The sequence below is a fragment of the Rathayibacter sp. PhB1 genome, assembly GCF_004362935.1.
GTDB classification, from domain to species: Bacteria; Actinomycetota; Actinomycetes; order Actinomycetales; family Microbacteriaceae; genus Rathayibacter; species Rathayibacter festucae.
Window position 1 is genome coordinate 30,241 of the sequence record NZ_SNYD01000007.1, and the last position, 23,397, is coordinate 53,637.

The following is a 23,397-nucleotide window of genomic DNA, read 5'->3' on the forward strand; positions in this document are numbered from 1 at the left end:
GGCCGCGGTGGGAGGCTGCCGCCATGACGATCGAGGTGCGTCCGGCCACCGTCTTCGACGACCTGGCGACGATGAACGGCCCGAAGCGGCCCGACGCGAGCGTGTGCTGGTGCCTGAGCTACCGGCTGCTCTCCTCCACCGAGAACAACGCCCTCCGCGGCCCGGCGCGCGGCGAGCGGATGCGCGAGCTCGTCGCCGAGGATCCTCCGCCCGGCGTCCTCGCCTACGACGGCGGCGAGGTGGCGGGCTGGGCCGCCGTGCACCGTCGCGCCGACACGAGCTACGCGAAGAACCGGAGGATCCCGCACGTCGACGACCTCGACGTCTGGAGCGTCTGGTGCCTCCGCGTCCGCCCCGGCTTCCGCAGGCGCGGGATCTCGCACGCCCTGCTCGCCGGCGCCGCCGACTTCGCCCGCGCGCACGGCGCTCCCGCGATCGAGGGCTACCCCGTCGACAACGCCGGCGCGCGGGTCGAGCAGACGATGGCCTACGTCGGCACTCGCGCCCTCTTCGAGAGGGCCGGCTTCTCGCACGCGGCCGACACCACCTCGGTGCTGAACGGCTTCCCGCGCGTTTTGATGCGGCTGCCGCTGCGCCCTATCCGGCGCGGAACTTCTCGTTAGTCTCTGATCCGCTCCCAGAAGTCTGCAATCCGAACGTCGCCTGTCTCTTCACCGAGAATCAACGATGGGGTCACCACAAATGAAATCTGCGCCTTCGCCGGTCCGGCGGCCGTTATTCGGGAACGTCTTGCGAGATCAGCAGCTACAAGTGAGTGCACAAACTGCGCCCAGCTTGAGTCGTTAGCGCGCGGCATCCAGTTGGAAGCAGTCTGGCCAGGAACTGACGTTCGATCCTCAATTACGAAGGTCATCGCCCTTCGTCCGACAAACCGATACAGCACCTCGATTGCGAACTCCTCCAGCTCAGACATGCCGGTATTGGACTCAACCAAAGCCTCTAGCCCTAAGTAGCCTGCGCCGATCACAGCATCGACGACGTCAGCTCGCCCCACCACGACTTCGACCACCGAGGTTCCATCCTCAGACAAAACGTGAAGCTCACCCACATCGAAACCCCGGTCGGCTGCAAAAACTAGCCTCGGGCTCTCCGCTGCGCCCGACCGGATCACCCTTAGAAGGTCAATGTGTGTTTGGTCTAGCGTTAGCGACCCTGTCGTTGTCGATCCTACTGTTAGCTCCGCGATGTGGCAATTCGAGAATTGCGTTGACCCAAGTGCAGATCGACTGAAGTCAAGCTTATTCAGCTGAAGACCGACAAGTGCCACTCCGCCATTCGGCCAGTATTCTTCTGCCGCCAACTGACACGCTAGGGCTCCAAGGTTTGAAGAAATATTTGAACCGAGCGACACACCTGAACCGCCAAGCTCGCCCAGTGTGCGCATCAAGTTACCTGGATCCCGGAGCGTCAGCGACCTGAAGATAGCTTCCGCAAAAACTTCCTTTTCGAACGCCGTGGCGGATGATTCACTATCCGCTCGACTAAAGTAACGCTCCCATAAATAATCGACCAATAATGCATCGAAGTATTTCTCATGATCAAACGCAAACTTGACGGCTTCATTCTCGCCACTGCTTACCGCCACTCCGCAAAGAACGGTAAGGCGGTCACCGAGGTACCGATACTGCCCGCCAAGAAGATCGCGGTCCAAAATGACGCCCGCAAGTTCTAGGAAATCGTTTTGCGCTAACTCCCGCTCGCCGACGACCCACATCGAACCAGCGCTCTCCGTTAGCAACTCACGAAGCTGCTCGTTTGTGACCTCACCCTGAGTAACTTGATGGATCTTTTCAAGTTCTCGATCGATGTATGCATTCAGAAGCATCTGCACAAGATCGACCCGCCCCCTCGCAGGGTTGAAGTCTCCTGCTTCACGCACGAAGCTATCGAATACACGTGCAAAGAAGGGCAACCTCAAGAGGTCCAAATCCTGAGCATTTAGAAGCGATCGGTACTGCGACCATTCGCTGCTTTCCCGGAAGAAGCTTTCTACAACATTACCAGGCCAACGTTCCATCTCGAGCAGTAAATGCTCGGGCGTATCGAGGGGATTTTCGCCGCGATTAAGACTTTCCCTGTATTGATTCGCAAGATAGGAAGAGCGCGCAGAAATAAGAAGGGTACCTCTATGCCTCAACCTACTGAGAATTGGCTTGAGCGTCTGAAGGGCGTCCGAGTAACCCGCTCCGCCAAGCAATTCGTCGAAACCATCAATAACTAAAACCATTAGGCCGTTTCTACACAGCGCAGCTATTCTATCTGCATCAAGTAAGAACGTGCCGGCGACGGCGGCGTCAATAGCCTCTTTGATCGAAGAAAGCCGAACATTGGCACAATCGAAGTAGACGAACAGTGGACGGTCCGAGTTTTGACCAATTACGGACAACATCCGCGCCCGAGTCATTTCAAGAAGGCCATGGGTTTTTCCCACACCCGCTTCGCCGGAGAAAAAGAAGATCTGAGACACTCCCGAGTGCTCGGATACCGATTCATCCAACCGTTCGGCCAACCCGTCGCCCCCGGTGGTCTGTCGCATGCGAAAACTTTCCCCTCGGGCGTCCAGTTCACGGACGCGTGGAACCGCAGGAATTTCCGCAGCGTCGAGCGAGAGTTGTCCGAATGTTTGGAGATCCCACGCCTTTTTTCTCGTAATCTGATTATCGAGTAGCGCAACAAGTCTTGGAACTAGAATATCCCAATTTGAAATTTCTTTAAGAAAGTTACTATACGAAGAGTACTCGAGTTGTTGACCCTCCTTTGCCCACTGGCGAGCATGGTCTGTGGAAGATATCCGGAATATGTCAACTCGATCTTGAAAACCTTCGCTCGTCCGACGCTTCCAACTAACTACGACAGGACTTATCGAAGAAGCGACATCAAAGGTTATTGCTGAATCCGCTTCTGAGAACGCGCGAATATCTTCAATTAGCGATTGCCTCAAATATTTCACGGCAGGGTCTTGAGGGGGCGAGTTACTCGCGACATATGATCGCAGCAACGTACTCTCCTCTGTTGACAACTCTTGCACCATCTCAGGACTTTCCTGATCCAAAATACAGTATGTGACGACAATCTGCCCAGATTCATTGACGACGTCCTGAAGGAAGCCAATAATACCGTTTGCTACAGCGATCAACGGGTTGACGACGCCGATGCCGTCGAACGCAACCTCTGGAAAACTACCGACTTCATGAGTAATGGCGAACGACGTGTTAATGACTAGAGAAAGATCGGAGTATATCCCCTCGACAAGACCTAAAAGTAGCGAAAAATTCAGGTCCTGCTCGCGCGGCGTAATTCCCCCATGACTGAGATAGTTCCGCAACTCGTAAATGGTTCTGCCTCCGAGGCTTACACCCGACGCAGCAATCTGCTTATCAAGCAAATTCTTGACTGAAGTATCCCATGGGTAAGATTCCCGAAGGCCCTCGAGGGCCGTTATGTACGATCCGTACCCCGATCTCAGGGGCACTCGGACAGAACATTGTGATCCCTCAAGTGCCAAAGGAAGTAGCAGGCAGAGCGTCAAGCGTGCTTCTGTCTCTAAGAAATTTAAGAGATCCCGAGCACTTGGGGTGGCGCCGCTGCCAATACCTACGCGCCCGGGTGATAATACGTAGGCGTTCGAAGAGTCGAGAGAGTGAGTCACGACCGAAATCTAGCGCCTTTGGTGCCGGTTTTCTATAGTAACTTTTACTCGTTTACGATTCGTCCTCCAAGTTCCGGTTTCCCTCTACAAGATGTTGCGAGTAACTCTAGTCATGCTTCTCAGTCGGTGAAACGAGGAACGGCTCCTCGCCCGGGAGGGGAGGAGCCGTTCGCCGTGGAGGCCGGGACGTGGTGTCGACGCCTAGAAGTCCCAGTCCTCGTCCTCGGTGTTCACGGCCTTGCCGATCACGTAGGAGGAGCCGGAGCCCGAGAAGAAGTCGTGGTTCTCGTCCGCGTTGGGCGAGAGGGCCGACAGGATCGCGGGGTTCACATCGGTGACCTGCTTGGGGAACATCGGCTCGTAGCCGAGGTTCATCAGGGCCTTGTTGGCGTTGTAGTGCAGGAACTTCTTGACGTCCTCGGTCAGGCCGAGCTGGTCGTAGAGGTCCTGGGTGTACTGCGCCTCGTTGTCGTAGAGCTCGTAGAGCAGCGAGAACGTGTAGTCCTTGATCTCGTCGCGCTTGGCCTGGTCGACCAGCTCGAGTCCCTTCTGGAACTTGTAGCCGATGTAGTAGCCGTGCACGGCCTCGTCGCGGATGATCAGACGCACCAGGTCCGCGGTGTTGGTGAGCTTGGCGCGCGAGGACCAGTACATCGGCAGGTAGAAGCCCGAGTAGAAGAGGAAAGACTCGAGCAGCGTCGAGGCGACCTTCCGCTTCAGCGGGTCGTCGCCGCGGTAGTAGTCCATGACGATGGACGCCTTCTTCTGCAGGTTCGGGTTCTCGACCGACCAGCGGAACGCCTCGTCGATGTCCTGGGTGTTCGACAGGGTCGAGAACACCGAGGAGTACGACTTCGCGTGCACCGACTCCATGAACGCGATGTTCGTGTAGACGGCCTCCTCGTGCGGGGTGAGCGCATCGGGGATCAGCGAGACGGCGCCGACCGTGCCCTGGATGGTGTCGAGCAGGGTCAGGCCCGTGAACACGCGCATCGTGAGCTGCTGCTCGTCGTGGGTCAGCGTGTTCCACGACTGGATGTCGTTGGACAGCGGGACCTTCTCGGGCAGCCAGAAGTTGCTCGTCAGGCGGTTCCAGACCTCCACGTCCTTGTCGTCCTGGATGCGGTTCCAGTTGATGGCGTCGACGTGGCTGACCAGCTTGAGCTTCTCAGGGGGAGTCATGATCTCTTCTTCGTGCGGATAGGTCGTTCGAGACTGTCGGGGGATCGACGGGGGACGTTACAGCATGCAGCTGACGCAGCCGTCGACCTCCGTGCCCTCCAGCGCGAGCTGGCGGAGACGGATGTAGTAGATCGTCTTGATGCCCTTGCGCCAGGCGTAGATCTGCGCGCGGTTGATGTCGCGGGTGGTCGCGGTGTCCTTGAAGAACAGCGTCAGCGAGAGGCCCTGGTCGACGTGCTGCGTCGCCGCGGCGTAGGTGTCGATGATCTTCTCGTAGCCGATCTCGTACGCGTCCTGGTAGTACTCCAGGTTGTCGTTCGTCATGAACGGCGCCGGGTAGTAGACGCGGCCGAGCTTGCCCTCCTTGCGGATCTCGATCTTCGACGCGATCGGGTGGATCGAGGACGTCGAGTTGTTGATGTACGAGATCGAGCCGGTCGGCGGGACGGCCTGCAGGTTCTGGTTGTAGATGCCGTGCTCCATGACCGAGGCCTTGAGCGCGCGCCAGTCGTCCTGGGTGGGGACGGCGATGCCGGCCTCGGAGAAGAGGCGGGAGACGCGCTCGGTGGCGGGCGCCCACTCCTTCTCGGTGTAGGTGTCGAAGAACTCGCCCGAGGCGTACTTCGAGTCGGCGAAGCCCTCGAAGGTCGTGCCGCGCTCGATGGAGATGCTGTTCGACGCGCGCAGGGCGTGGAAGAGCACCGAGTAGAAGTAGATGTTGGTGAAGTCGATGCCCTCCTCGGATCCGTAGTGGATCCGCTCGCGGGCGAGGTAGCCGTGCAGGTTCATCTGGCCGAGGCCGATGGCGTGCGACTTGTCGTTGCCGTCCTCGATGGAGCGCACCGAGGTGATGTGCGACTGGTCGGACACCGAGGTGAGGCCGCGGATCGCGGTCTCGATGGTGCGGCCGAAGTCGGGCGAGTCCATCGTCAGCGCGATGTTCAGCGAGCCGAGGTTGCAGGAGATGTCCTTGCCGATGCTGTTGTAGGAGAGGTCCTCGTTGTAGGTCGTCGGGGTGTTGACCTGGAGGATCTCGGAGCACAGGTTGGACATGTTGATGCGGCCCTTGATCGGGTTCGCCTTGTTCACCGTGTCCTCGAACACGATGTACGGGTAGCCCGACTCGAACTGGATCTCCGCGATGGTCTGGAAGAACTCGCGCGCCGAGATCTTGGTCTTCTTGATGCGCGGGTCGTCGACCATCTCGCGGTACTTCTCGGAGATCGAGATGTCGCCGAAGGGCAGGCCGTAGACGCGCTCGACGTCGTACGGGGAGAAGAGGTACATGTCCTCGTTGTTCTTCGCGAGCTCGAACGTGATGTCGGGCACGACGACGCCGAGGGAGAGCGTCTTGATGCGGATCTTCTCGTCGGCGTTCTCGCGCTTGGTGTCGAGGAAGCGCAGGATGTCCGGGTGGTGCGCCGAGAGGTACACCGCTCCCGCACCCTGGCGGGCGCCGAGCTGGTTCGCGTAGCTGAAGCTGTCCTCGAGGAGCTTCATCACGGGGATGATGCCCGAGGACTGGTTCTCGATCTGCTTGATCGGGGCGCCGGCCTCGCGGATGTTGGAGAGCGAGAGGGCGACGCCGCCGCCGCGCTTGGAGAGCTGCAGCGCGGAGTTGATGCCGCGGGCGATCGACTCCATGTTGTCCTCGATGCGGAGGAGGAAGCAGGAGACGAGCTCGCCGCGCTGCGCCTTGCCCGTGTTGAGGAAGGTGGGGGTCGCGGGCTGGAAGCGGCCGGCGACGATCTCCTCGACGAGGGCGATCGCGAGCTTCTCGTCGCCCTGGGCGAGGCCGAGGGCCGACATGACGACGCGGTCCTCGAAGCGCTCGAGGTAGCGCTTCCCGTCGAAGGTCTTCAGCGTGTACGACGTGTAGTACTTGAAGGCGCCGAGGAAGGTCGCGAAGCGGAACTTCTTCGAGTAGGCGAGGTCGTTCAGCTCCTGGATGAAGTCGAACGAGTACTGGTCGAGGACGGCCTTCTCGTAGTACTCCTTCTCGACCAGGTAGTCGAGGCGCTCCTTGAGGGAGTGGAAGAAGACGGTGTTCTGGTTGACGTGCTGCAGGAAGTACTCGCGCGCCGCCTCGCGGTCCTTGTCGAACTGGATCTCCCCGTTCGGGCCGTACAGGTTCAGCATCGCGTTGAGCGAGTGGTAGTCCATCTGCGCGGCGTCCCGGGGGGCGTCGATCACTGCTGCGTCCAAAACGAGTCCAATCCTTCGTCGACGGCGCGGACGTCGTCGGGTGTGCCGAATACTTCGAAACGGTAGAGATGCGGCACCTCGCACTTGCGGGCGATGATGTCGCCGGCGAGGCAGTAGGCCTCGCCGAAGTTGGTGTTGCCGGCGCCGATGACGCCGCGGAGCAGGGCGCGGTTGCGCGGGACGTTCAGGAAGCGGATGACCTGCTTGGGGACCGCTCCCCCGCCGTTGCCCCCGCCGTAGGTGGGGAGCACGAGCACGTACGGCTCATCGACGTGGAGCGTGTCGACCGCGGCACCGTCCCGCCGGGAGTGCAGGGGGATCTGCTGCGCGGGCCGCCCGAGCTTCTGCATGAAGCGGTGGGTGTTGCCCGAGCTGCTCGAGAAGTACACGAGTCCGCTCATCGCGCGCCTCCCCCGTCCTTCCGTCGTCCGCCCTCGCGGGCGCTTGCGGACCCGCTCCCGCGGATCCTCCGCCGGCCCGGGGCAGAACCTGCGCACCCGGACCGGCGAAGCTGTGTGCTCTGCTCCTGCCGCCGCATCTCCGTCAGCACCTGCTCTGAGGCGGCTGGACGGTGAGCTGCAAGGCGGAGGAGGAAGCCGTAGCGGCGCTACGGCGCCCGACGACAACGCCGCAGATCGCCGTTCAGACGCCTCAGAGAGCGGAGATCTTGTCGGGGCGGAAGCCGGACCAGTGATCGTCGTCCGTGATGACGACCGGCGCCTGGAGGTAGCCGAGGGCCTTGACGGCGTCGAGGGCCTTCTCGTCGACGGAGAGGTCGAAGATCTCGTAGTCGATGCCCTTGCTGTCGAGGGCCCGGTAGGTCGCGGTGCACTGCACGCAGGAGGGCTTGGTGTAGACCGTCACAGCCATGGGTGTCGTCCTTTCGGAAGGAGGTGTCCCGAGGGCCGGATCCGGTGCCGCGCCGGGGGTCCGGGCGGGCGGGGAGACGGTCGTGGGGAGTTCTGATGTGGAGTGGTGCGGGGCGCTCGGAGACCGAGCGACGGTGCCGATGGGCCTCTCGGCCCGACCTGCTCAGCAATACTACATATAGTGGGCGGCCCGGCGGGAGCCCACTAGGAGTAGTAGTTACATCCGTGTAGTTATCCACCGGTCCTCCCCCGATCCATCCACAGGCCGGGGCCCGCGGACCCGCGGAAGGACGCGGATCTTCCGGAGTTATCCACCGCTGTGGACAGTCGCGATCCGTTCCCTGGGTACAACGCTCCCCGGCGTGTCGGCATGCCCGACATGCGGGTGCCGGGACGCACGCCGACCACTACATCTAGGGGTCGGGGTGCTGCGAGGTCCATGGCTCGACGCTACGGCCGACCACCGACACCCGCGGGTGCGGGCGGACGCCGTCGGAGTGGCCGCGGCGGGGTCTCCACGCAGCCGCCACGCACCGCCCCGAGCCCTCCGGCAGCCGCACCGGCAGGGCCGACACCGCCGCCACGCGCCGTCAGGACGCGCGGCGCGCCAGCTCCGCCGCGACGGCCCGCAGGTGCGGCAGCGGATCGGCGATGGCCGCCGCCGCCGACCCCGCCGCCTCGGTGAGCGAGCCCGCCGCGGCGAACGCGGTGACCGGCGCCTGGATCGCCCCCGCGACCAGCATCGTGCGGGCGCCCGCCGCCTCCGCCAGCCCGAGCAGGTAGGAGGGGACCTTCCCCGCCATCGACTGCGCGTCGAAGCGCCCCTCGCCGGTGAGGACCACGTCCGCGCCCGCGACGAGGGCCGGAAGCCCGAGCGCCTCGCCGACCGCGGCCGAGCCGGGAGCCAGCCGCGCGCCCCACGCGAGCAGGCCGAAGCCGGTGCCGCCGGCCGCGCCGGTGCCGGCCTCCTCCGGGTCGGCGTCGAGGTGCGCGGCGAGGTGGCGCAGGCCGTCGTCGAGGCGGAGCACGTCGTCGAGGCTCGCGCCCTTCTGCGGTCCGAAGACGTGCGCTGCCCCGGAGTCGCCGAGCAGCGGGTTGGTGACGTCGCTGAGGATCCGGGCACCGCCGACGGGGACGGGGCGCAGCGCGTGCCGGTCGACGACCGCGAGCTCGTGCAGCGGGCCGCCGCCGTCGCCGAGGTCGTGCCCGGACACGGTGAGGAAGCGCGCGCCGAGCTCGCGCAGCGCCCCGACTCCGCCGTCGGTCGAGGAGCTGCCGCCGATCGCGAGCAGGAGCGCCTGCGCGCCGGCGTCGAGCGCGGCGGCGATCGCCCGGCCGAAGCCGCGGGTGTGCGCAGTGAGCGGGCGCAGCGGATCGAGCAGCGTGATGCCGCTCGCGGAGGCGAGCTCGACGACCGCGGTGCCGTCCGGCAGCAGCAGCCAGGACGTCTCGACGGGGCGGTCGTCGGGCCCGACCACGGTGAGCGCGTGGCGCTCCGCCTCCGGCACCGCGACCGCGAACGCGTCGACGGTGCCCTCGCCGCCGTCGGCCATCGGCGCGAGCACCAGCTCGTCGTCCGGCCGCTCGCCGCGCCAGCCCTCGGCGAGCGCCTCCGCCACCTCGACGGCCGTCGCCGACCCCTTGAAGGAGTCGGGCGCGATGATCACTCTCTGGGCTCCGCTGCTCATGCGCTCCAGTCTGGCAGCGGTGCGCTCATGGGTCGGCCTGTGGAGAACTCGAGCGGGGAGGGCCCGGGACCGGGCACTCTGCTGCGATGCGTCGACCTGCACCTCTCCCCCGCGAGCTCGAAGGACGGCCGTTCTCGACCGCTCGCGCCGGCACGGAAGGGGTATCGGGCGCCCGGCTGAGAGCAGCGGACCTCGAGGCTCCCTTCTCGGGGGTCCGCGTGCCGCGAGGATCGGCGACGACCGTCGCGGCGCGGGCGCGGGCGCTCTCGACCGTGCTCGGAGACGGCCTCGTCTTCAGTCACCTCACCGCCGCCAGGCTCTGGCCGCTCGAGCTCCCGCGCGAACAGGACGACGAGCCGCTCCACGTGGCCGTCCGCCACCCAGGGCGAGCGCCGAGGCGCCGCGGCGTGATCGGCCACTCGATCGCCGATCCGGAGGTGCGCGCCGTGGTCCGGCACGGGCTCCGCCTGACCGACGGCGCGAGCCTGTTCTGCCACCTCGCGCCGATCCTCCGGCTCGTGGACCTGGTGGCAGTCGGCGACGCGCTCCTCCGCGAGCCGTTCCGCCAGGCCGCGGGCGACCGTCGACCGTGGGTCGCCCGCGGCGCCCTCGAGGCTCGCGTCGGCGCGTACCGCGGACCGGGAGCTCCCGCGGCCAGGCGGGCGCTCACCCTCGTCCGCTCAGGTGCGGAGTCGCGGAAGGAGACGGAGTTCCGGCTGGCGCTCCTCGAGGCGGGCCTGCCCGAGCCGGAGCTCCAGGTCCCGGTGCACGACGCGGCCGGCTTCATCGGCCGGCTGGACACGCTCTACCCGCGCTGGAAGGTCGGCGGCGAGTACGAGGGCGACCAGCACCGCACGGACCGCGTGCAGTGGGACCGCGACCTGATCCGCTACGAGCGCCTCGCGGCCGCCGGCTTCTCGATCGTCCGCATCGCCGGGGCCTCGTTCCTGCGCGACCCCGCAGGTTGCGCCGCCCGCGTCCGCGCCCGCCTCCTCGACGCGGGCTGGCGCCCGGACCCCTGACCCGTTCGCCACTTTCCGTTGCTTCGCCCCCCGCACTCCAGCAGAAAGTGCCGAATGACGGCCACACGTAAGCCGAACCGCCCGCGGGTCTCCGCGCGGTGAGCCGCAAGGCGGAGGAGGGCGCGATACCGGCGGTATCGCAACCGACGACAACGCCGCGGATCGCCGTGCCGACACCCACCGACCCGCGGGGCTCCGCGCGGTCGGATGCAAGGCGGAGGAGGAAGCGATACCGGCGGTATCGCGCCCGACGACAACGCCGCGGATCGCCGTGCGGACACCCACCGACCCGCGGGGCTCCGCGCGGTCGGATGCAAGGCGGAGGAGGAAGCGATACCGGCGGTATCGCGCCCGACGACAACGCCGCAGGCGGCCGTGCGGAGGCGCGCGGGCCTACAGGGGGGTGGCGAGGCGGAAGCCGCGCTTGATCACGGTGGCGACGAGGCGCGGCTCCGGGAGGGCCTGGCGGAGGCGGCTGATGGCGACGTCGACGGCGTGGTCGTCGAGGGGCTCCGGGGCGGCGGCGGCGAGGACGGCGCGGGCGACGGTGGCGCCCTCGGCGGCGACGAGGGTGCGGAACAGGGCGAGGGCGACGGGCGTGAGGGCGACACGGGTTCCGGCGAGGAGGGCGTGCCGGCCGCGCAGCTCGAGGGGGCCGTAGTCGGTGTCGATGCGGGGGGCGGACTGCTCGAGGTGCTCGCAGGTGAGGCGGATGAGCGCGCCCATCCGGAAGCGGTCGGGGACGATCGGCAGGATCTGCGCCTCGACGAGCGGGGCGGCGGTGACCGGGCCGACGGCGGCCGCGACGACGGTCTCGCGGAAGGCGGCCTGGAGCTCGTCGAGCCGGCCGGCCGCCTCCGCGACGGTGAACAGCGCCTCGACGGCCGGCGCGCTGGTGAAGGTGACGGCGTCGAGGCCGCCGCAGCAGATCGCCTCGATCAGCCGGAGGACGCGGGCCGAGTCCTCGTGGGCGCTCCAGCGGTAGGGGGCGGCGGTGAGGACGGTCGCGCCGGCGTCGGTGAGGCGCTGCAGCTGCGCCGGGTCGGTGAAGCCGTGCAGCTGGACCGCGACGGTGCGGCCGGCGGCGCCCTCGCGCAGGGCCAGGTCGACGAGGGAGGTGGTGGTCTCGCGCTCGCTCATGCCGTGGTCGTCGAGGCCGGCGGCGCGGATCGCCCCGCGCGCCTTCGGGCCGCGGACGAGGATCCGGGCGTCGGAGAGCGCGTCGGTCAGGTCGTCGCCGAGGCCGGCGGCGTCGGCCGCCTCGAGCCAGCGGCGCATGCCGTAGGAGGTGGTCGCGAGCAGCACGTCGGGGCGGGCGGCGACGATCGCGCGGGTCTCCGCCTCGAGGACGCCCTCGGTGTCGACGCCGCGCATACGGATGGTGGGGGCGTGGGTGACGTCGGCGCCGCGGCGCTCGAAGGCGGCGATCAGGTCCTCGGAGCGGCGGTCGGAGGTGACGCCGATGCGGAAGCCGACGAGCTGGTCGGGCCGGAAGCCGGGCGACGCGGCGTCGGCGTCGGGCCCGTCGGCGCCGGACGCGGCGGTCGCGGTCACGACGGCACCGGTCGCGGCAGCAGCGCTCGCGACAGCGCCGGTCGGCTCGCCGCTCGCGTCGGTGCCGGTCATCAGCGGCCCCCTCGGGCGGTCACAGGGTGAGGGCATCGACCGCGCGGGCGATGCTCTCGGGATCCTGAGCATCATCGCACGCCGCCTGGCGCACGACCTCGCCGATGACGATGACCGCGGGCGAGCGGGGCGCCAGCTCGGCGAGCAGGCCGAGCACCCCGCCGACGGAGGAGATCGTGGTGCGCTGGGCGTGCGACCAGCCGCGCTCGACGATCGCCAGCGGCATGTCGGCCGGCATCCCGGCGCGCTGCAGCCCGGCGACGAGGTGCGGGAGCGTGTTCACGCCCATCAGCACGACCAGGGTCCCGCCGAGCCCGGCCAGGTGCCCGAGCTCGACCTCGCTGAAGGGCGCGTGGCCCGAGACCACGGTGAACGCGCGGCTGACCTCGCGGTGGGTGACCGGGATGCCGGCGGCGGCGGGGACCGAGATCGCGCTGGTGACGCCGGGGACGATCGTGAACGGAACGCCGGCGACGCGGCAGGCGCGCACCTCCTCCGACCCGCGGCCGAAGACGAACGGGTCGCCGCCCTTCAGCCGGACGACGTCGAGCCCGTCGAGGGCGCGGGAGACCATCAGCCGCTCGATCTCGTGCTGCGGCACGGCGTGGTGGCCGGGGGTCTTGCCGACGTCGATCAGCTCGGCGCCGGGCGCCCAGTCGGCGAGGCCGTCGTGCGGGCCGAGGCGGTCGAAGAGCACGACGTCGGCCTCGCGGAGGGCCCGGCGAGCGGCGACGGTCATCAACTCGGGGTCGCCGGGTCCGCCGCCGACGATGCTCACGTGCCCGACGGGGCGCTGCGCGGCGGGCGCCTCGTCGACGACCCAGACGCCGTGGCGGGAGGCCTCCGCGGCCGCGGCCGAGCGGAGGGACGCGGCCCCCTCGACCCAGGCGAGCAGGGCGGGACGGGCCGCGGGCAGGAGCGACGCGGAGGCGAGGCGCAGGCACAGCGCGTCGTCCGCGTCCCAGCGCTCGACCCGCGCGCCGGCCGCGCGGTAGCGGGCGAGGACGCGGCGGGTGCCGGCGACGCTGCCGACGACGAGGACGCGGCGGCCGGTGAGATCGACGGAGAGCTGCATCACGCCTCCGATCCGGGCACCGCGGAGGCGGCGGAGGCGGCGGAGGAGGCGGAGGAGGCGGAGGACCCAGCGGAGCCGGTGGGAGCGAACGGCGCGAGCGTCGCCGGCGCCGGCACCGAGGCCGACGGCCCCACGACCGAGACCGCTCCCGGCCCGATCGGGATCGACGTCCCGGCCACGAGAACCGGCCCGTCCGAGCGCTCGTCGCGCCCCGCCGGCCGGCTCTGCCCGCGCTCGCGCACGGTGCTCACCCGCGGATCCGCGGTGTCGGGCGCGTTGACGAAGGAGCGGAAGCGCCGCAGCCGGTCCGGGTCCGCGAGCGTCGCCGCCCACTCGTCCACGTAGGTGTCGACGTGGGTCGCCATCGCCGCCTCCAGCTCGGCCGCGATCCCGAGCGAGTCCTCGCAGACCACCTCCTTGACGTGGTCGAGGCCGCCGGGCAGGTCCTCCTGCCAGCGTGCGGTCCGCTGCAGCCGCTCGGCGGTGCGGACGTAGTACATGACGTAGCGGTCGATGTAGCGCACCAGCGTCTCGTCGTCGAGGTCCTGCGCGAGCAGTTGGGCGTGGGCGGGCTGGTAGCCGCCGTTGCCGCCGACGTAGAGATTCCAGCCGGTGTCGGTCGCGATCACGCCGATGTCCTTCCCGCGCGCCTCGGCGCACTCCCGGGCGCAGCCGCTGACCCCGAGCTTGAACTTGTGCGGCGAGCGCAGGCCGCGGTAGCGCTCCTCCAGGAAGATCGCCATGCCGACCGCGTCCTGCACGCCGTAGCGGCACCAGGTCGAGCCGACGCAGGACTTCACGGTGCGCAGCGACTTGCCGTAGGCCTGGCCCGACTCCATCCCGGCGTCGACGAGGATGCGCCAGATCTCGGGGAGCTGCTCGAGGCGCGCGCCGAACATGTCGATCCGCTGGCCGCCGGTGATCTTCGTGTAGAGGCCGTACTGCTCGGCGACCTCGGCGATCACCTTGAGCTTCGCCGGCGTGATCTCGCCGCCCGGCACCCGCGGGACGACAGAGTAGGTGCCGTCCTTCTGCATGTTGGCGAGCGCGCGGTCGTTGGTGTCCTGGAGCGGCGCCTGGCCGGCGTCGAGGATGTAGCCGTTGGTCTGGGTCGCGAGCACGGAGGCGATCACCGGCTTGCAGACGTCGCAGCCCAGGCCCGAGCCGAAGCGCTCCATCACCTGCTCGGCCGAGGACAGGCCGAGGATCCGGACGGACTCGAACAGCTCGCTGCGGCTGAGCGAGACGTGCTCGCAGAGCGCGCGCGACACCTCGACGCCGGCGCGGGTCAGCTCGGTGTCGAGCAGCTTCTTCACCAGCGGCACGCAGGAGCCGCACTGGGTGCCGGCGCGGGTGCAGGCCTTCAGCGGGCCGAGCTCGGTGCAGCCCTCGCCGATCGCGTGGCGGACGTCGCCGACCGAGACGTTGTTGCAGGAGCAGAGCTGAGCGTCGTCGGGCAGGTCGCCCGAGGGCGCCTCGCCGCCGGCCGCCGCGAGGTAGGCGCTGGGCTCCGCGGGAAGCTCGCGGCCGAGCAGCGGGCGGAGCGAGGAGTAGGGGCCTGCGTCGCCGACGAACATGCCGCCCAGCAGGGTGCGCGCGTCGTCCGAGACGACGATCTTCTGGTAGAGCCCGCGGGCGGGGTCGGCGTAGACGACCTCGAGCGCTCCCTCCCCCGCGCCGAGCGCGTCGCCGAAGCTGGCGACCTCGACCCCGGAGAGCTTGAGCTTGGTGGCGTCGTCGACGCCGGGGAAGGTGGCGTCGCCGCCCAGCAGGCGGTCGGCGACGACCTCGGCCATCGCGTTGGCCGGGGCGACGAGGCCGACGGTGCGGCCGTCGATCGCGGCGACCTCGCCGATCGCCCAGACGTGCGGGCGGCTGGTGCGGCAGGCCTCGTCGACGACGACGCCGCCGCGGGGCGCGACCTCGATGCCGACCGCGCGGGCGAGCTCGTCGCGCGCCGTGATGCCGATCGAGAAGACGACCATGTCGGCGCCGATGCTGGTGCCGTCCGTCATCGTGACGCCGAGCACCGTGCCCTGCGGCGAGGTGAGGACGGCGGTGGGGCGGTTGCCGAGGTGCAGGGTGACGCCCTGCGCCGCGATGATGCGGCCGAGCGCCTGCCCCGCGCCCTCGTCGAGCTGGGCGCTCATCAGCCAGCGGCCGGAGTGGATCAGCGCGGTGCGCGCGCCGAGCCGGTGCGCGCCGCCCGCGGCCTCGAGGCCGAGCAGTCCGCCGCCGACCACGACGACGCTCGCCGGGCGGCCGCGGCGAGCGCGGAAGGCGGCGAGGTCGGCGACGAGGCCGTCGACGTCCTCGAGGGTGCGGTAGACGCGGCCGTGCTCGGCGCCCTCGATCGGCGGCACGGTGGCGGAGGAGCCGGTGGCCAGCACGATCTCGTCGCCCTCGAACCAGCGGCCGTCGGCGAGCTGCACGCGGCAGTGCTCCGGGTCGAGCGCCACGACGCGGGAGGAGGTGACGAGCGTCGCCGACTCCCAGAGCGCGACGTCGCCGAGGGTGAGGTCGGTCATCCCCTCGAGGCGCTTGGAGAGGGCGACGCGGTCGTAGGGGTGGTGCGACTCCTCGCCGAAGACGGTGATCGCGAGGGCGGTGGCGCCGGCGCGGGCGACGAGCGCGTCGACCAGGCGGTGGGCGGCGGGGCCGGCGCCGACGACGAGCACGCGTCGGGGGCCGGTGGGGATCGCACCTCGGGATGTCATGGGCTCCACCGTAGGCAGGCGCGGTTTCGCCCCCGTTGCCCCTGCGTAACGTCGTGTGACCGACCTCTCACGACAGCGGACCGGCATCGTGAGGGCTTCGTTACGCCCGTGACTCCGGAGGGGTGCTCCCGCGAAACCTGCGCTCTCTACCGTGGGGCTCACCGCCGCCGACCGGCCGCGGGCAGCACTCCTCTCGGAAGGCGGGACGATGACCCTCCTCGATCAGCACGTCACCGCAGGCCTTGCGACGGCCCGCACCGCTCCGGCCGGCACCTGGGTCCCCGTCTGCAACCGGCTCGAGCTCGAGCCGCTCTGGGGCGAGGCCGCGCTCGTCGGCGGCGTGCAGCTCGCGCTGTTCCTCCTGCCCGACGGCCGCGTCTTCGCCGTCTCGAACCTCGACCCGGCGACCGGTGCGGCCGTGCTCTCCCGGGGCATCGTCGGCTCCCGCGCGGTCGACGGCGTGCAGCGCGCGACGATCGCCTCGCCCCTGCACAAGGACGTCTTCGACCTCGAGACGGGCGTCTGCTACACCTCGCCGCGGCTGCACCTCGCCACCTGGAGCGTGCGGGAGACGGCCGGAGTGATCGAGGTCGCCCAGCGGACCGCGCTGGTCTGCGCCTCGCACGGCACCTCCGACGACGACGGCCGCACCGCGGTCGCCGCGCTGGTCCAGGCGGTCCGCGAGGCGAACCCCGCGGCGGACGTCCTCGACTCCTTCGTCGACGTGCAGCAACCCGACGTGCCGGCCTCCCTCGGCACCCTCGAGCCCGACCGCCCGGCCGTCGTCGTGCCGCTGCTGCTCTCGGCCGGCTACCACGTGCACGTCGACCTCGCCGAGGCCGCGGCGGAGGCGGAGCGCCCCGTCCGCGTGACCGGCGCCCTGGGCCCGGATCCGCGGCTCGCCCGCGTGCTGGCCCGCCGGCTGCGCGAGGCGGGACTCGCCGACGGCGACCGCGTCGTGCTGGCCGCGGCCGGCTCGAGCGACGCCGGCGCGGTCGCCGACTGCTGGGCCACCGGCCGCCTCCTGGCCGCCGAGCTCGGCCGCGAGGTCGCCGTCTCCTTCATCTCCGCCGCCGAGCCGCGCGTCCCGGAGGCGGTGGCCGCCGAGCGCGCCACCCACCCCGGCGCCCGCGTGCTCGTCTCCACCTACCTCCTCGCCCCCGGCTACTTCGCCTCGCTCGCCGCCTCGGCGGGAGCCGACCTCGCCACAGCCCCGCTGCTCACCGCCGTCGACCCGCCCGCGCGCGAGCTGGTCGACATCGTCTCCGAGCTCTTCGGCCGCAGCGCCTAGGCGCCCGGCCGCTCGCCCCGCTCTCTCCCTGCTCTCTCTCCCCGCACTCTCTTCGGCGCGCCCGCGCCCACTCCCCGGAGGATCCGATGACTGCTGCACCGCCCACCACCGCCCCCGCCACCACGAGCGCCGCGACGACCACCCCGTCGGGCATCACCCGCCGCCCCGGCCGCTGGATCGACGGCTGGAACCCCGAGGACCCCGCGCAGTGGCAGGCGGAGGGGAGACAGGTCGCCGGCCGCAACCTGCGCTGGTCGATCTTCGCCGAGTTCCTCGGCTTCGTCGTCTGGCAGCTCTGGTCGGTCGTGGTCGTCCAGCTGCCCGCGGCCGGCTTCGACTTCAGCACCGGCGAGATCTTCTGGCTGATCTCGATGCCGAGCCTCGTCGGCGCGACGCTGCGGATCCCGTACACCTTCATGGTCCCCCGCTTCGGCGGGCGGAACTGGACGATCGTCTCGGCCGGCCTCCTGCTCATCCCGAGCATCGGACTCGCGCTCGCGGTGGGGAACCCGGACACGCCCTTCGGCGTGATGCTCCTCGTCGCGGCGCTGGCCGGCTTCGGCGGCGGCAACTTCGCCAGCTCGATGGCCAACATCACCTTCTTCTACCCGCACGCCCAGAAGGGCTACGCGCTCGGCCTGAACGCCGCGGGCGGCAACCTCGGCGCCTCGGTGGCGCAGCTCATCGTGCCGATCGCCGTCACGATCGGCGCCGCGGCCACGGTCAACCTGCCGCTCGCCGGCCTGATCTGGGTGCCGCTGATCATCGTCGCGATGATCGGGGCCTGGAAGCGGATGGACAACCTCTCGACCGCGAAAGCCGATGTCGCCGCCTCGCTCGCCGCGCTGCGCGAGCCGCACCTCTGGCTGCTGGCGGTGCTCTACATCGGCACCTTCGGCTCGTTCATCGGCTTCGCGGGCGTCTTCCCCAAGCTCATCGCCGACACCTTCCCCGAGTTCTCGCAGTTCTCCGTCGGCTCCGCGACGCTGACGCTCGCCTTCCTCGGCGCCCTGGTCGGCTCGCTCTCGCGGCCCTACGGCGGCCGTCTCGCCGACCGCTTCGGCGGGGCACCCGTGACGATCGCCGCCTTCGTCGCCATGGGCGCCGGCATCCTCTTCGTCATCGCGACGCTGCCGCTCGGCAGCTTCTGGCTCTTCCTCGTCGGCTTCCTCGTGCTGTTCGCCTCGGCGGGCATCGGCAACGGCGCGACCTACCGGATGATCCCGACCGTCTTCGCCCTGCGCGCCCGGCAGAAGGGTGACGACGGGGTCGGCGCTCAGCGCACCGCGGCCGCGGCCCTCGGCCTGATCTCGGCGATCGGCGCCTACGGCGGCTTCGTCATCCCGCAGCTGCTCGGCTACTCGAAGACGACCTTCGGCGACTACACGACGGCGCTCGGCTGGTTCGTCGCGGCCTACGCGGTGATGCTGGCGATCACGGCGGGCGTCTACCTCCGCCTGGCCGCGAAGACCGGGACCCGGATCTGACGATGACCGCCGCTCCCGCCCCGACCGACTCGCACTGCCCGTACTGCGCCCTGCAGTGCGCCATGACGCTGACCCGGGTCGACGACCCGACGCCGGTGAGCATCGCGGGGCGGGAGTTCCCGACCAACCGGGGCGGGCTCTGCGCGAAGGGCTGGACGGCCGCGGAGCTGCTCGCGAGCGGGCAGCGGCTGCGGGCGCCGCTGATGCGCGGTTCGGACGGCACCTTCGTCGAGGTCTCCTGGGACGAGGCGCTCGACGCGGTCGCGGCGGCCGTCACGACCGCCCAGGAGCGGCACGGCGCCGACGCGGTCGCGGTCTTCGGCGGCGGCGGGCTGACCAACGAGAAGGCCTACCAGTTGGGCAAGTTCGCCCGGATCGCGCTCGGCACCTCGCGGATCGACTACAACGGCCGGTTCTGCATGTCCTCGGCCGCCGCCGCCGGCAACCGGGCCTTCGGCGTCGACCGCGGGCTGCCGTTCCCGGTGACCGACCTCGACGAGGCCGACACGATCCTCCTGCTCGGCTCGAACGTCGCGGCGACCATGCCGCCCTTCCTGGCGCACCTGGCCGGGACGCGCTCGCGCGGCGGGCTGATCGTCGTCGATCCGCGCCGCTCCGCCACCGCCCGGCTCACCGAGGACGGCGCCGGACTGCACCTGCAGCCCGCGCCGGGCACCGACCTCGCGCTGCTGCTCGGCCTCACCCACCTCGTGCTCGCCGAGGAGCTGGCCGACCGCGACTACCTCGCCGCGCGCACGACCGGGTTCGACGCGGTGCGCCGCAGCGTCGCGTCCTGGTGGCCGGAGCGCACCGCCTCCATCACCGGCGTGCCGGCCGAGCTGCTCCGCCGCACCGCCCGCCGCCTCGCCGCCGGTCGCGCCTTCGTGCTGACCGGCCGCGGAGTCGAGCAGCACGTGGACGGCACCGACACGGCGACCGCCGCGATCAACCTCGCCCTCGTGCTCGGGCTGGTCGGGCGGCCGGGCTCCGGCTACGGCACCCTCACCGGCCAGGGCAACGGCCAGGGCGGCCGCGAGCACGGGCAGAAGGCCGACCAGCTGCCGGGCTACCGCTCGATCCGCGATCCGGAGGCGCGGCGCCACGTCGCCGGCGTCTGGGGCGTGGACCCGTCGACGATCCCCGGACCCGGGCTGCCGGCCGTCGCGCTGCTCGCCGAGCTCGGCCGCTCGGTGCACTGCCTGCTCGTGCACGGCTCGAACGTGGTCGTCTCGGCACCCGACGTCGACGCGGTGCGGGCCGGGCTCTCCGCGCTGGACACGCTGGTCGTCTGCGACTTCTTCCTCTCCGAGACCGCGGCGCTGGCCGACATCGTGCTGCCGGTGCCGCAGTGGGCGGAGGAGGAGGGCACGATGACCTCGCTCGAGGGCCGCGTCCTGCGCCGCCGCCGCGCGCTCGATCCGCCCGCCGGCGTCCGCAGCGAGCTGTGGATCCTGAGCGAGCTCGCCCGCCGCCTCGCCGCGCCGTCGACCTGGTCGACCGACCCGGCGGAGGTGTTCGACGAGCTGGCCCGCGCCTCGGCCGGCGGTGTCGCGGACTACTCCGGGCTCTCGCACGCGCTGCTCGACACGGGGGTCGCCGCCTACTGGCCGTACCCAGTCGGCAGCACCGGGACTCCGCGGCTCTTCGGCGAGTGCTTCGGCCACCCCGACGGGCGGGCCAGGATGGTCGCCGTCAGCACCGCTCCCCCGGCGCCGGTCGACGTCGGCGCCGAGCTGACGCTGATCACCGGCCGCTACCTGCAGCAGTACCAGTCGGGCACGCAGACCCGGCGGGTCGCCGAGCTCGACGCGGCGCGGCCCGAGGCGCGGCTGGAGATCCACCCGGCCACCGCCTCCCGGCTCGGCGTCCGCGACGGCGGACCGGTCTCGGTCGGCAACGCGCGCGGAGTGGTGCGGGCGCGCGCGAGCGTCACGGCCGACATCCGGCACGACACGGTCTTCCTGCCGTTCCACTACGCGGGCGAGCAGTGCGCCAACCTGCTGACCGAGGCGGTCGTCGATCCGATCTCCTCGATGCCGGAGTTCAAGCGGACGCGGGTCTGGATCCGCGCGGAAGGGGTGCTCGATGTCTGAGCCGATGACGGCCGAGAACGGGATCGCCGCGCCCGAGCGGGTCGTCCTGCTCGGCTACGGGCCGGTGGGCGCGCGCTTCGTCGAGGAGCTGCTGCCGGCCGTCCGCGCCGGATCGGTCGCGCTGACTGTGGTCGGCGCGGAGCCGGCCGACGCCTACAACCGCGTGCTGCTCGCCGAGTACGCCGTCGGGCGGGCGACCCGCGAGCGCCTCGATCTCGGCGACCGCGCCACGGCCGAGGCGGCCGGCGTGGTCTTCCGGCTCGGTGCCGCCGCCGTCGGCCTCGACCGCGCGCGCGGAGTCGTCCGCCTGCACGACGACGAGCGCCTCCCCTACGACCGCCTGGTCTTCGCGACCGGGGCCCGGGCGAACGTGCCGACCCTCGCCGGGATGGAGCGCTCGCGGCGCGACCGGCGGGTGCGCTCGGCGCTGCCCGCGACGCTCGATCAGGGCGCGAGCCCGCTGCCCGAGCGCGTGGTCGCCCTGCGCGACCTCGACGACGCGCACGTGGTGCTCGACGCGGTGCGCGCCCGCTCCCGCATCGTGGTGCTCGGCGCCGGGGTGCTCGGGGTGGAGTTCGCGCTCGCCGCCGCCGAGCAGGGCGCCGACGTCGTGGTCGTCTACCACGGCGACATCCCGATGGGGCGGAACCTCGATCACGGCGGCGGGCGGATGCTCGCCGCGGCCGCCCGCGCCGCCGGAGTCGACATGGTGTCGCACGCCCGCTCGGAGAGCATCCTGCTCGCCCACGACGACCTCGGCCGCGCGCACTTCCAGGCGCTGGTCTGCGCGGACGGCAAGCAGATCGAGGGCGATCTGCTCGTGCTTTCCTGCGGTGTCGGGGCGCGCACCGAGCTCGCGGCGAGCGCCGACCTCGCCGTGTCGACCGGGATCCTCGTCGACGAGCACCAGCGCAGCTGGACGGACCCGCGCGTCTTCGCGATCGGCGACTGCGCCCACGTCGCGGCCCGCGGCTCGGCGCTGCCGGACGGGCGGGTGCCGGGCGGGCCGAGCGGCCTGATCGGCCCGGGCTGGCAGCAGGCCGACCGCCTCGCGGCCCGCATCGCGGCGGAGGCGGCGGGCCGCCTCGCCGACGAGCGCATGCCGGCCGCGCGCCCCGCCGTGGTGATGCTGAAGGCCGAGGGCGTCGACCTGGTGGCGGGCGGCGATCCGACGGCCGAGCCCTGGGACGCCTGCGACGGCGCCCCGCACCCCGAGGTCACCGTCTGGGCCGACCCCGCACGGGGCGGGTACGCCAAGCTCGTGACGGTCGGCGGGGTGCTGCGCGGCTTCGTCTCGGTCGGCCTGCCGCGGGTCGGCGCCGAGCTGACGCTGCTGTTCGAGCGCGGCTCCGAGCTGCCGGCCGACCGCTCGAGCCTGCTGCGCCTCGACGCCCCCGACGCGGGAGCGGCCCCGACCGGCGACCCGTTCGCTCCCGACGCCACCGTCTGCTGGTGCAACGGCGTCTCGGCGGGCGCGATCGCCGAGGCAGCCTCCGCGGGCCACGACACCGTCGCCTGCATCGGCGCGGCCACTCGGGCCGGCACCGGCTGCGGCGGCTGCACGGGCCGGATCGCGGAGCTGTTGGCCCGCGCGGCCGTCCCGGCCTGACGCGGAGGGCGCCGGCGTCCGGGGCGTCGTGCGCGTCCCTCCCGGACGGGCTCGGCGCGCTCGAGCACCCGGGGGCGTCAGCGGCCGCCCACGACGGCGAAGGCCCGCACCGGGAAGGTGCCGAAGCCGCGCACCTTCGGCGGCACCGCGGTGAAGCGGGCGCCGGTCGCGGGCAGGGCGTCCAGGCCCGTGAGGTGCTCGACGACGGGCACCCCCGCGGCGAGGAGGAGGCTGTGCGCGGGCCGCTCGCGCGAGCCCTCGACGTCGTCGATGTTGAGCGAGTCGATGCCGACGAGCACCGCGCCGGCGTCGATCAGCGCCTGCGCCCCGGCAGCGGTGAGGAAGGGCGCGCCGGCTGCGTACTCGGGCGTGGCGAAGTGCGCGTCCCAGCCCGTCGAGAGCAGGACCGCGGCGCCGGAGACGTCGACGCCGTCGAACGCGTCGCGGTCGATCCCGCGCCCGTCGGCCGCCCGCGCATCGACGACGACGGCGGGGAGGTCGACCAGCGTCTCGAGGTCGAGCCCGGCCAGGTCGGTGCCGCCCGCGTAGCGGTGGAACGGGCTGTCGAGGTAGGTGCCGGTGTTGCCGATCATCTCGATGACGTCCAGCGCGAACTCGGTGCCCGGGGCGTAGGCGGCGCGCGACTCCTCGCGGGTGAGGTGCGGCCGGATCCGCGGCGCGGGCAGCCCGGGGTAGGTCACCAGCCCGTCCGCGACGGTGTGGCTGAGGTCGACGAGGCGGCGCGCGGAGGAGGTCATGCCTCCGATCGTGCCAGTGGCAGGATCACCGCGCCCCTCGAAGAACTGCCAACCCTCGCGCGAATATGGCCAGCCGTCGGCCACCTCGGGCACGCGGAACGACCG

The 23,397-nt window shown here is 70.4% G+C and carries 16 protein-coding genes; 6 read left to right on the forward strand and 10 right to left on the reverse strand.

Features of this window, described 5'->3' with window-relative positions; all coding sequences use genetic code 11:
* Positions 1 to 23 precede the first annotated feature (23 nt).
* Positions 24 to 623, forward strand: coding sequence for a GNAT family N-acetyltransferase (locus EDF17_RS16690; RefSeq protein ID WP_123447768.1), 600 nt, complete (start codon positions 24 to 26; stop codon positions 621 to 623).
* Here EDF17_RS16690 and EDF17_RS16695 read toward each other — a convergent pair.
* The 6 genes from EDF17_RS16695 to EDF17_RS16720 all read right to left on the reverse strand — a co-directional run bounded on the left by EDF17_RS16695 (position 620) and on the right by EDF17_RS16720 (position 9,614).
* Positions 620 to 3,406, reverse strand: a complete 2,787-nt coding sequence (locus EDF17_RS16695; RefSeq protein ID WP_133672127.1) for a hypothetical protein — start codon at positions 3,404 to 3,406, stop codon at positions 620 to 622. The genes EDF17_RS16690 and EDF17_RS16695 overlap by 4 nt on opposite strands.
* Positions 3,407 to 3,871: 465 nt before the next feature.
* A complete protein-coding gene (nrdF, locus tag EDF17_RS16700) occupies positions 3,872 to 4,852 on the reverse strand; it encodes a class 1b ribonucleoside-diphosphate reductase subunit beta (protein WP_123447769.1) in 981 nt (326 codons plus the stop codon).
* Between the two features lie 57 nt (positions 4,853 to 4,909).
* A complete protein-coding gene (nrdE, locus tag EDF17_RS16705) occupies positions 4,910 to 7,015 on the reverse strand; it encodes a class 1b ribonucleoside-diphosphate reductase subunit alpha (RefSeq protein WP_123447869.1) in 2,106 nt (701 codons plus the stop codon).
* A 26-nt stretch (positions 7,016 to 7,041) separates the two neighbouring features.
* A complete protein-coding gene (gene nrdI / locus EDF17_RS16710) occupies positions 7,042 to 7,458 on the reverse strand; it encodes a class Ib ribonucleoside-diphosphate reductase assembly flavoprotein NrdI (protein ID WP_123447770.1) in 417 nt (138 codons plus the stop codon).
* 250 nt (positions 7,459 to 7,708) lie between these two features.
* Entirely contained in the window at positions 7,709 to 7,927 is a 219-nt protein-coding gene (gene nrdH, locus EDF17_RS16715; RefSeq protein WP_123447771.1) for a glutaredoxin-like protein NrdH, read from the reverse strand.
* A gap of 589 nt (positions 7,928 to 8,516) precedes the next feature.
* Positions 8,517 to 9,614 (reverse strand): glycerate kinase, encoded by a 1,098-nt coding sequence (locus tag EDF17_RS16720; protein WP_123447772.1) that lies wholly within the window; start codon positions 9,612 to 9,614, stop codon positions 8,517 to 8,519.
* A gap of 218 nt (positions 9,615 to 9,832) precedes the next feature.
* On the opposite strand from EDF17_RS16720, the gene EDF17_RS16725 reads away from it, so the two are divergent.
* On the forward strand, positions 9,833 to 10,636 hold the full coding sequence (locus EDF17_RS16725; RefSeq protein WP_208110635.1) for a hypothetical protein: 804 nt from the start codon (positions 9,833 to 9,835) through the stop codon (positions 10,634 to 10,636).
* Between the two features lie 393 nt (positions 10,637 to 11,029).
* Here the strand turns inward: EDF17_RS16725 and EDF17_RS16730 are convergent, their stop codons facing one another.
* From EDF17_RS16730 to nirB, 3 genes are read right to left on the reverse strand one after another with little or no spacing between them, the layout of a single operon-like run.
* Positions 11,030 to 12,262: a uroporphyrinogen-III synthase gene (locus EDF17_RS16730; RefSeq protein ID WP_123447773.1), complete on the reverse strand. Its 1,233-nt coding sequence runs from the start codon at positions 12,260 to 12,262 to the stop codon at positions 11,030 to 11,032.
* Positions 12,263 to 12,281: 19 nt separating this feature from the next.
* Complete coding sequence (gene cobA, locus EDF17_RS16735; protein ID WP_123447774.1) at positions 12,282 to 13,337, reverse strand: uroporphyrinogen-III C-methyltransferase; 1,056 nt, start codon at positions 13,335 to 13,337, stop codon at positions 12,282 to 12,284.
* Entirely contained in the window at positions 13,337 to 16,054 is a 2,718-nt protein-coding gene (nirB, locus tag EDF17_RS16740; RefSeq protein WP_123447775.1) for a nitrite reductase large subunit NirB, read from the reverse strand. Before nirB ends, cobA begins: the two co-directional genes overlap by 1 nt.
* Positions 16,055 to 16,262: 208 nt before the next feature.
* Between nirB and nirD the strand changes: the two genes are divergently transcribed.
* The 4 genes from nirD to EDF17_RS16760 all read left to right on the forward strand — a co-directional run bounded on the left by nirD (position 16,263) and on the right by EDF17_RS16760 (position 22,534).
* Complete coding sequence (gene nirD / locus EDF17_RS16745) at positions 16,263 to 17,345, forward strand: nitrite reductase small subunit NirD (protein WP_123447776.1); 1,083 nt, start codon at positions 16,263 to 16,265, stop codon at positions 17,343 to 17,345.
* A gap of 86 nt (positions 17,346 to 17,431) precedes the next feature.
* Positions 17,432 to 18,832 carry an MFS transporter gene (locus EDF17_RS16750; protein ID WP_123447777.1) on the forward strand — a complete coding sequence of 467 codons (1,401 nt, stop codon included), beginning with the start codon at positions 17,432 to 17,434 and terminating at the stop codon, positions 18,830 to 18,832.
* 2 nt (positions 18,833 to 18,834) lie between these two features.
* Complete coding sequence (locus tag EDF17_RS16755) at positions 18,835 to 20,925, forward strand: molybdopterin oxidoreductase family protein (protein WP_123447778.1); 2,091 nt, start codon at positions 18,835 to 18,837, stop codon at positions 20,923 to 20,925.
* Positions 20,918 to 22,534, forward strand: a complete 1,617-nt coding sequence (locus EDF17_RS16760; protein ID WP_243732945.1) for an FAD-dependent oxidoreductase — start codon at positions 20,918 to 20,920, stop codon at positions 22,532 to 22,534. The genes EDF17_RS16755 and EDF17_RS16760 overlap by 8 nt, the downstream gene beginning before the upstream one ends.
* Before the next feature lie 77 nt (positions 22,535 to 22,611).
* Here the strand turns inward: EDF17_RS16760 and EDF17_RS16765 are convergent, their stop codons facing one another.
* The gene (locus EDF17_RS16765; protein WP_123447780.1) at positions 22,612 to 23,292 is read right to left on the reverse strand and encodes a cyclase family protein; all 681 of its coding nucleotides are present in this window, start codon (positions 23,290 to 23,292) and stop codon (positions 22,612 to 22,614) included.
* Between the last annotated feature and the right edge of the window lie 105 nt (positions 23,293 to 23,397).

Excerpts from the sequence above, each read along its gene's own strand:
- EDF17_RS16730 (WP_123447773.1), bottom strand. The coding sequence starts at position 12,262 with ATGACCGGCACCGACGCGAGCGGCGAGCCGACCGGCGCTGTCGCGAGC.
- EDF17_RS16760 (WP_243732945.1), top strand. The coding sequence starts at position 20,918 with ATGTCTGAGCCGATGACGGCCGAGAACGGGATCGCCGCGCCCGAGCGG.
- cobA (WP_123447774.1), bottom strand. The coding sequence starts at position 13,337 with ATGCAGCTCTCCGTCGATCTCACCGGCCGCCGCGTCCTCGTCGTCGGC.
- nrdH (WP_123447771.1), bottom strand. The coding sequence starts at position 7,927 with ATGGCTGTGACGGTCTACACCAAGCCCTCCTGCGTGCAGTGCACCGCG.
- nirD (WP_123447776.1), top strand. The coding sequence starts at position 16,263 with ATGACCCTCCTCGATCAGCACGTCACCGCAGGCCTTGCGACGGCCCGC.
- nrdF (WP_123447769.1), bottom strand. The coding sequence starts at position 4,852 with ATGACTCCCCCTGAGAAGCTCAAGCTGGTCAGCCACGTCGACGCCATC.
- nirB (WP_123447775.1), bottom strand. The coding sequence starts at position 16,054 with ATGACATCCCGAGGTGCGATCCCCACCGGCCCCCGACGCGTGCTCGTC.
- nrdI (WP_123447770.1), bottom strand. The coding sequence starts at position 7,458 with ATGAGCGGACTCGTGTACTTCTCGAGCAGCTCGGGCAACACCCACCGC.
- EDF17_RS16765 (WP_123447780.1), bottom strand. The coding sequence starts at position 23,292 with ATGACCTCCTCCGCGCGCCGCCTCGTCGACCTCAGCCACACCGTCGCG.
- EDF17_RS16750 (WP_123447777.1), top strand. The coding sequence starts at position 17,432 with ATGACTGCTGCACCGCCCACCACCGCCCCCGCCACCACGAGCGCCGCG.
- EDF17_RS16720 (WP_123447772.1), bottom strand. The coding sequence starts at position 9,614 with ATGAGCAGCGGAGCCCAGAGAGTGATCATCGCGCCCGACTCCTTCAAG.
- EDF17_RS16755 (WP_123447778.1), top strand. The coding sequence starts at position 18,835 with ATGACCGCCGCTCCCGCCCCGACCGACTCGCACTGCCCGTACTGCGCC.
- nrdE (WP_123447869.1), bottom strand. The coding sequence starts at position 7,015 with ATGGACTACCACTCGCTCAACGCGATGCTGAACCTGTACGGCCCGAAC.
- EDF17_RS16690 (WP_123447768.1), top strand. The coding sequence starts at position 24 with ATGACGATCGAGGTGCGTCCGGCCACCGTCTTCGACGACCTGGCGACG.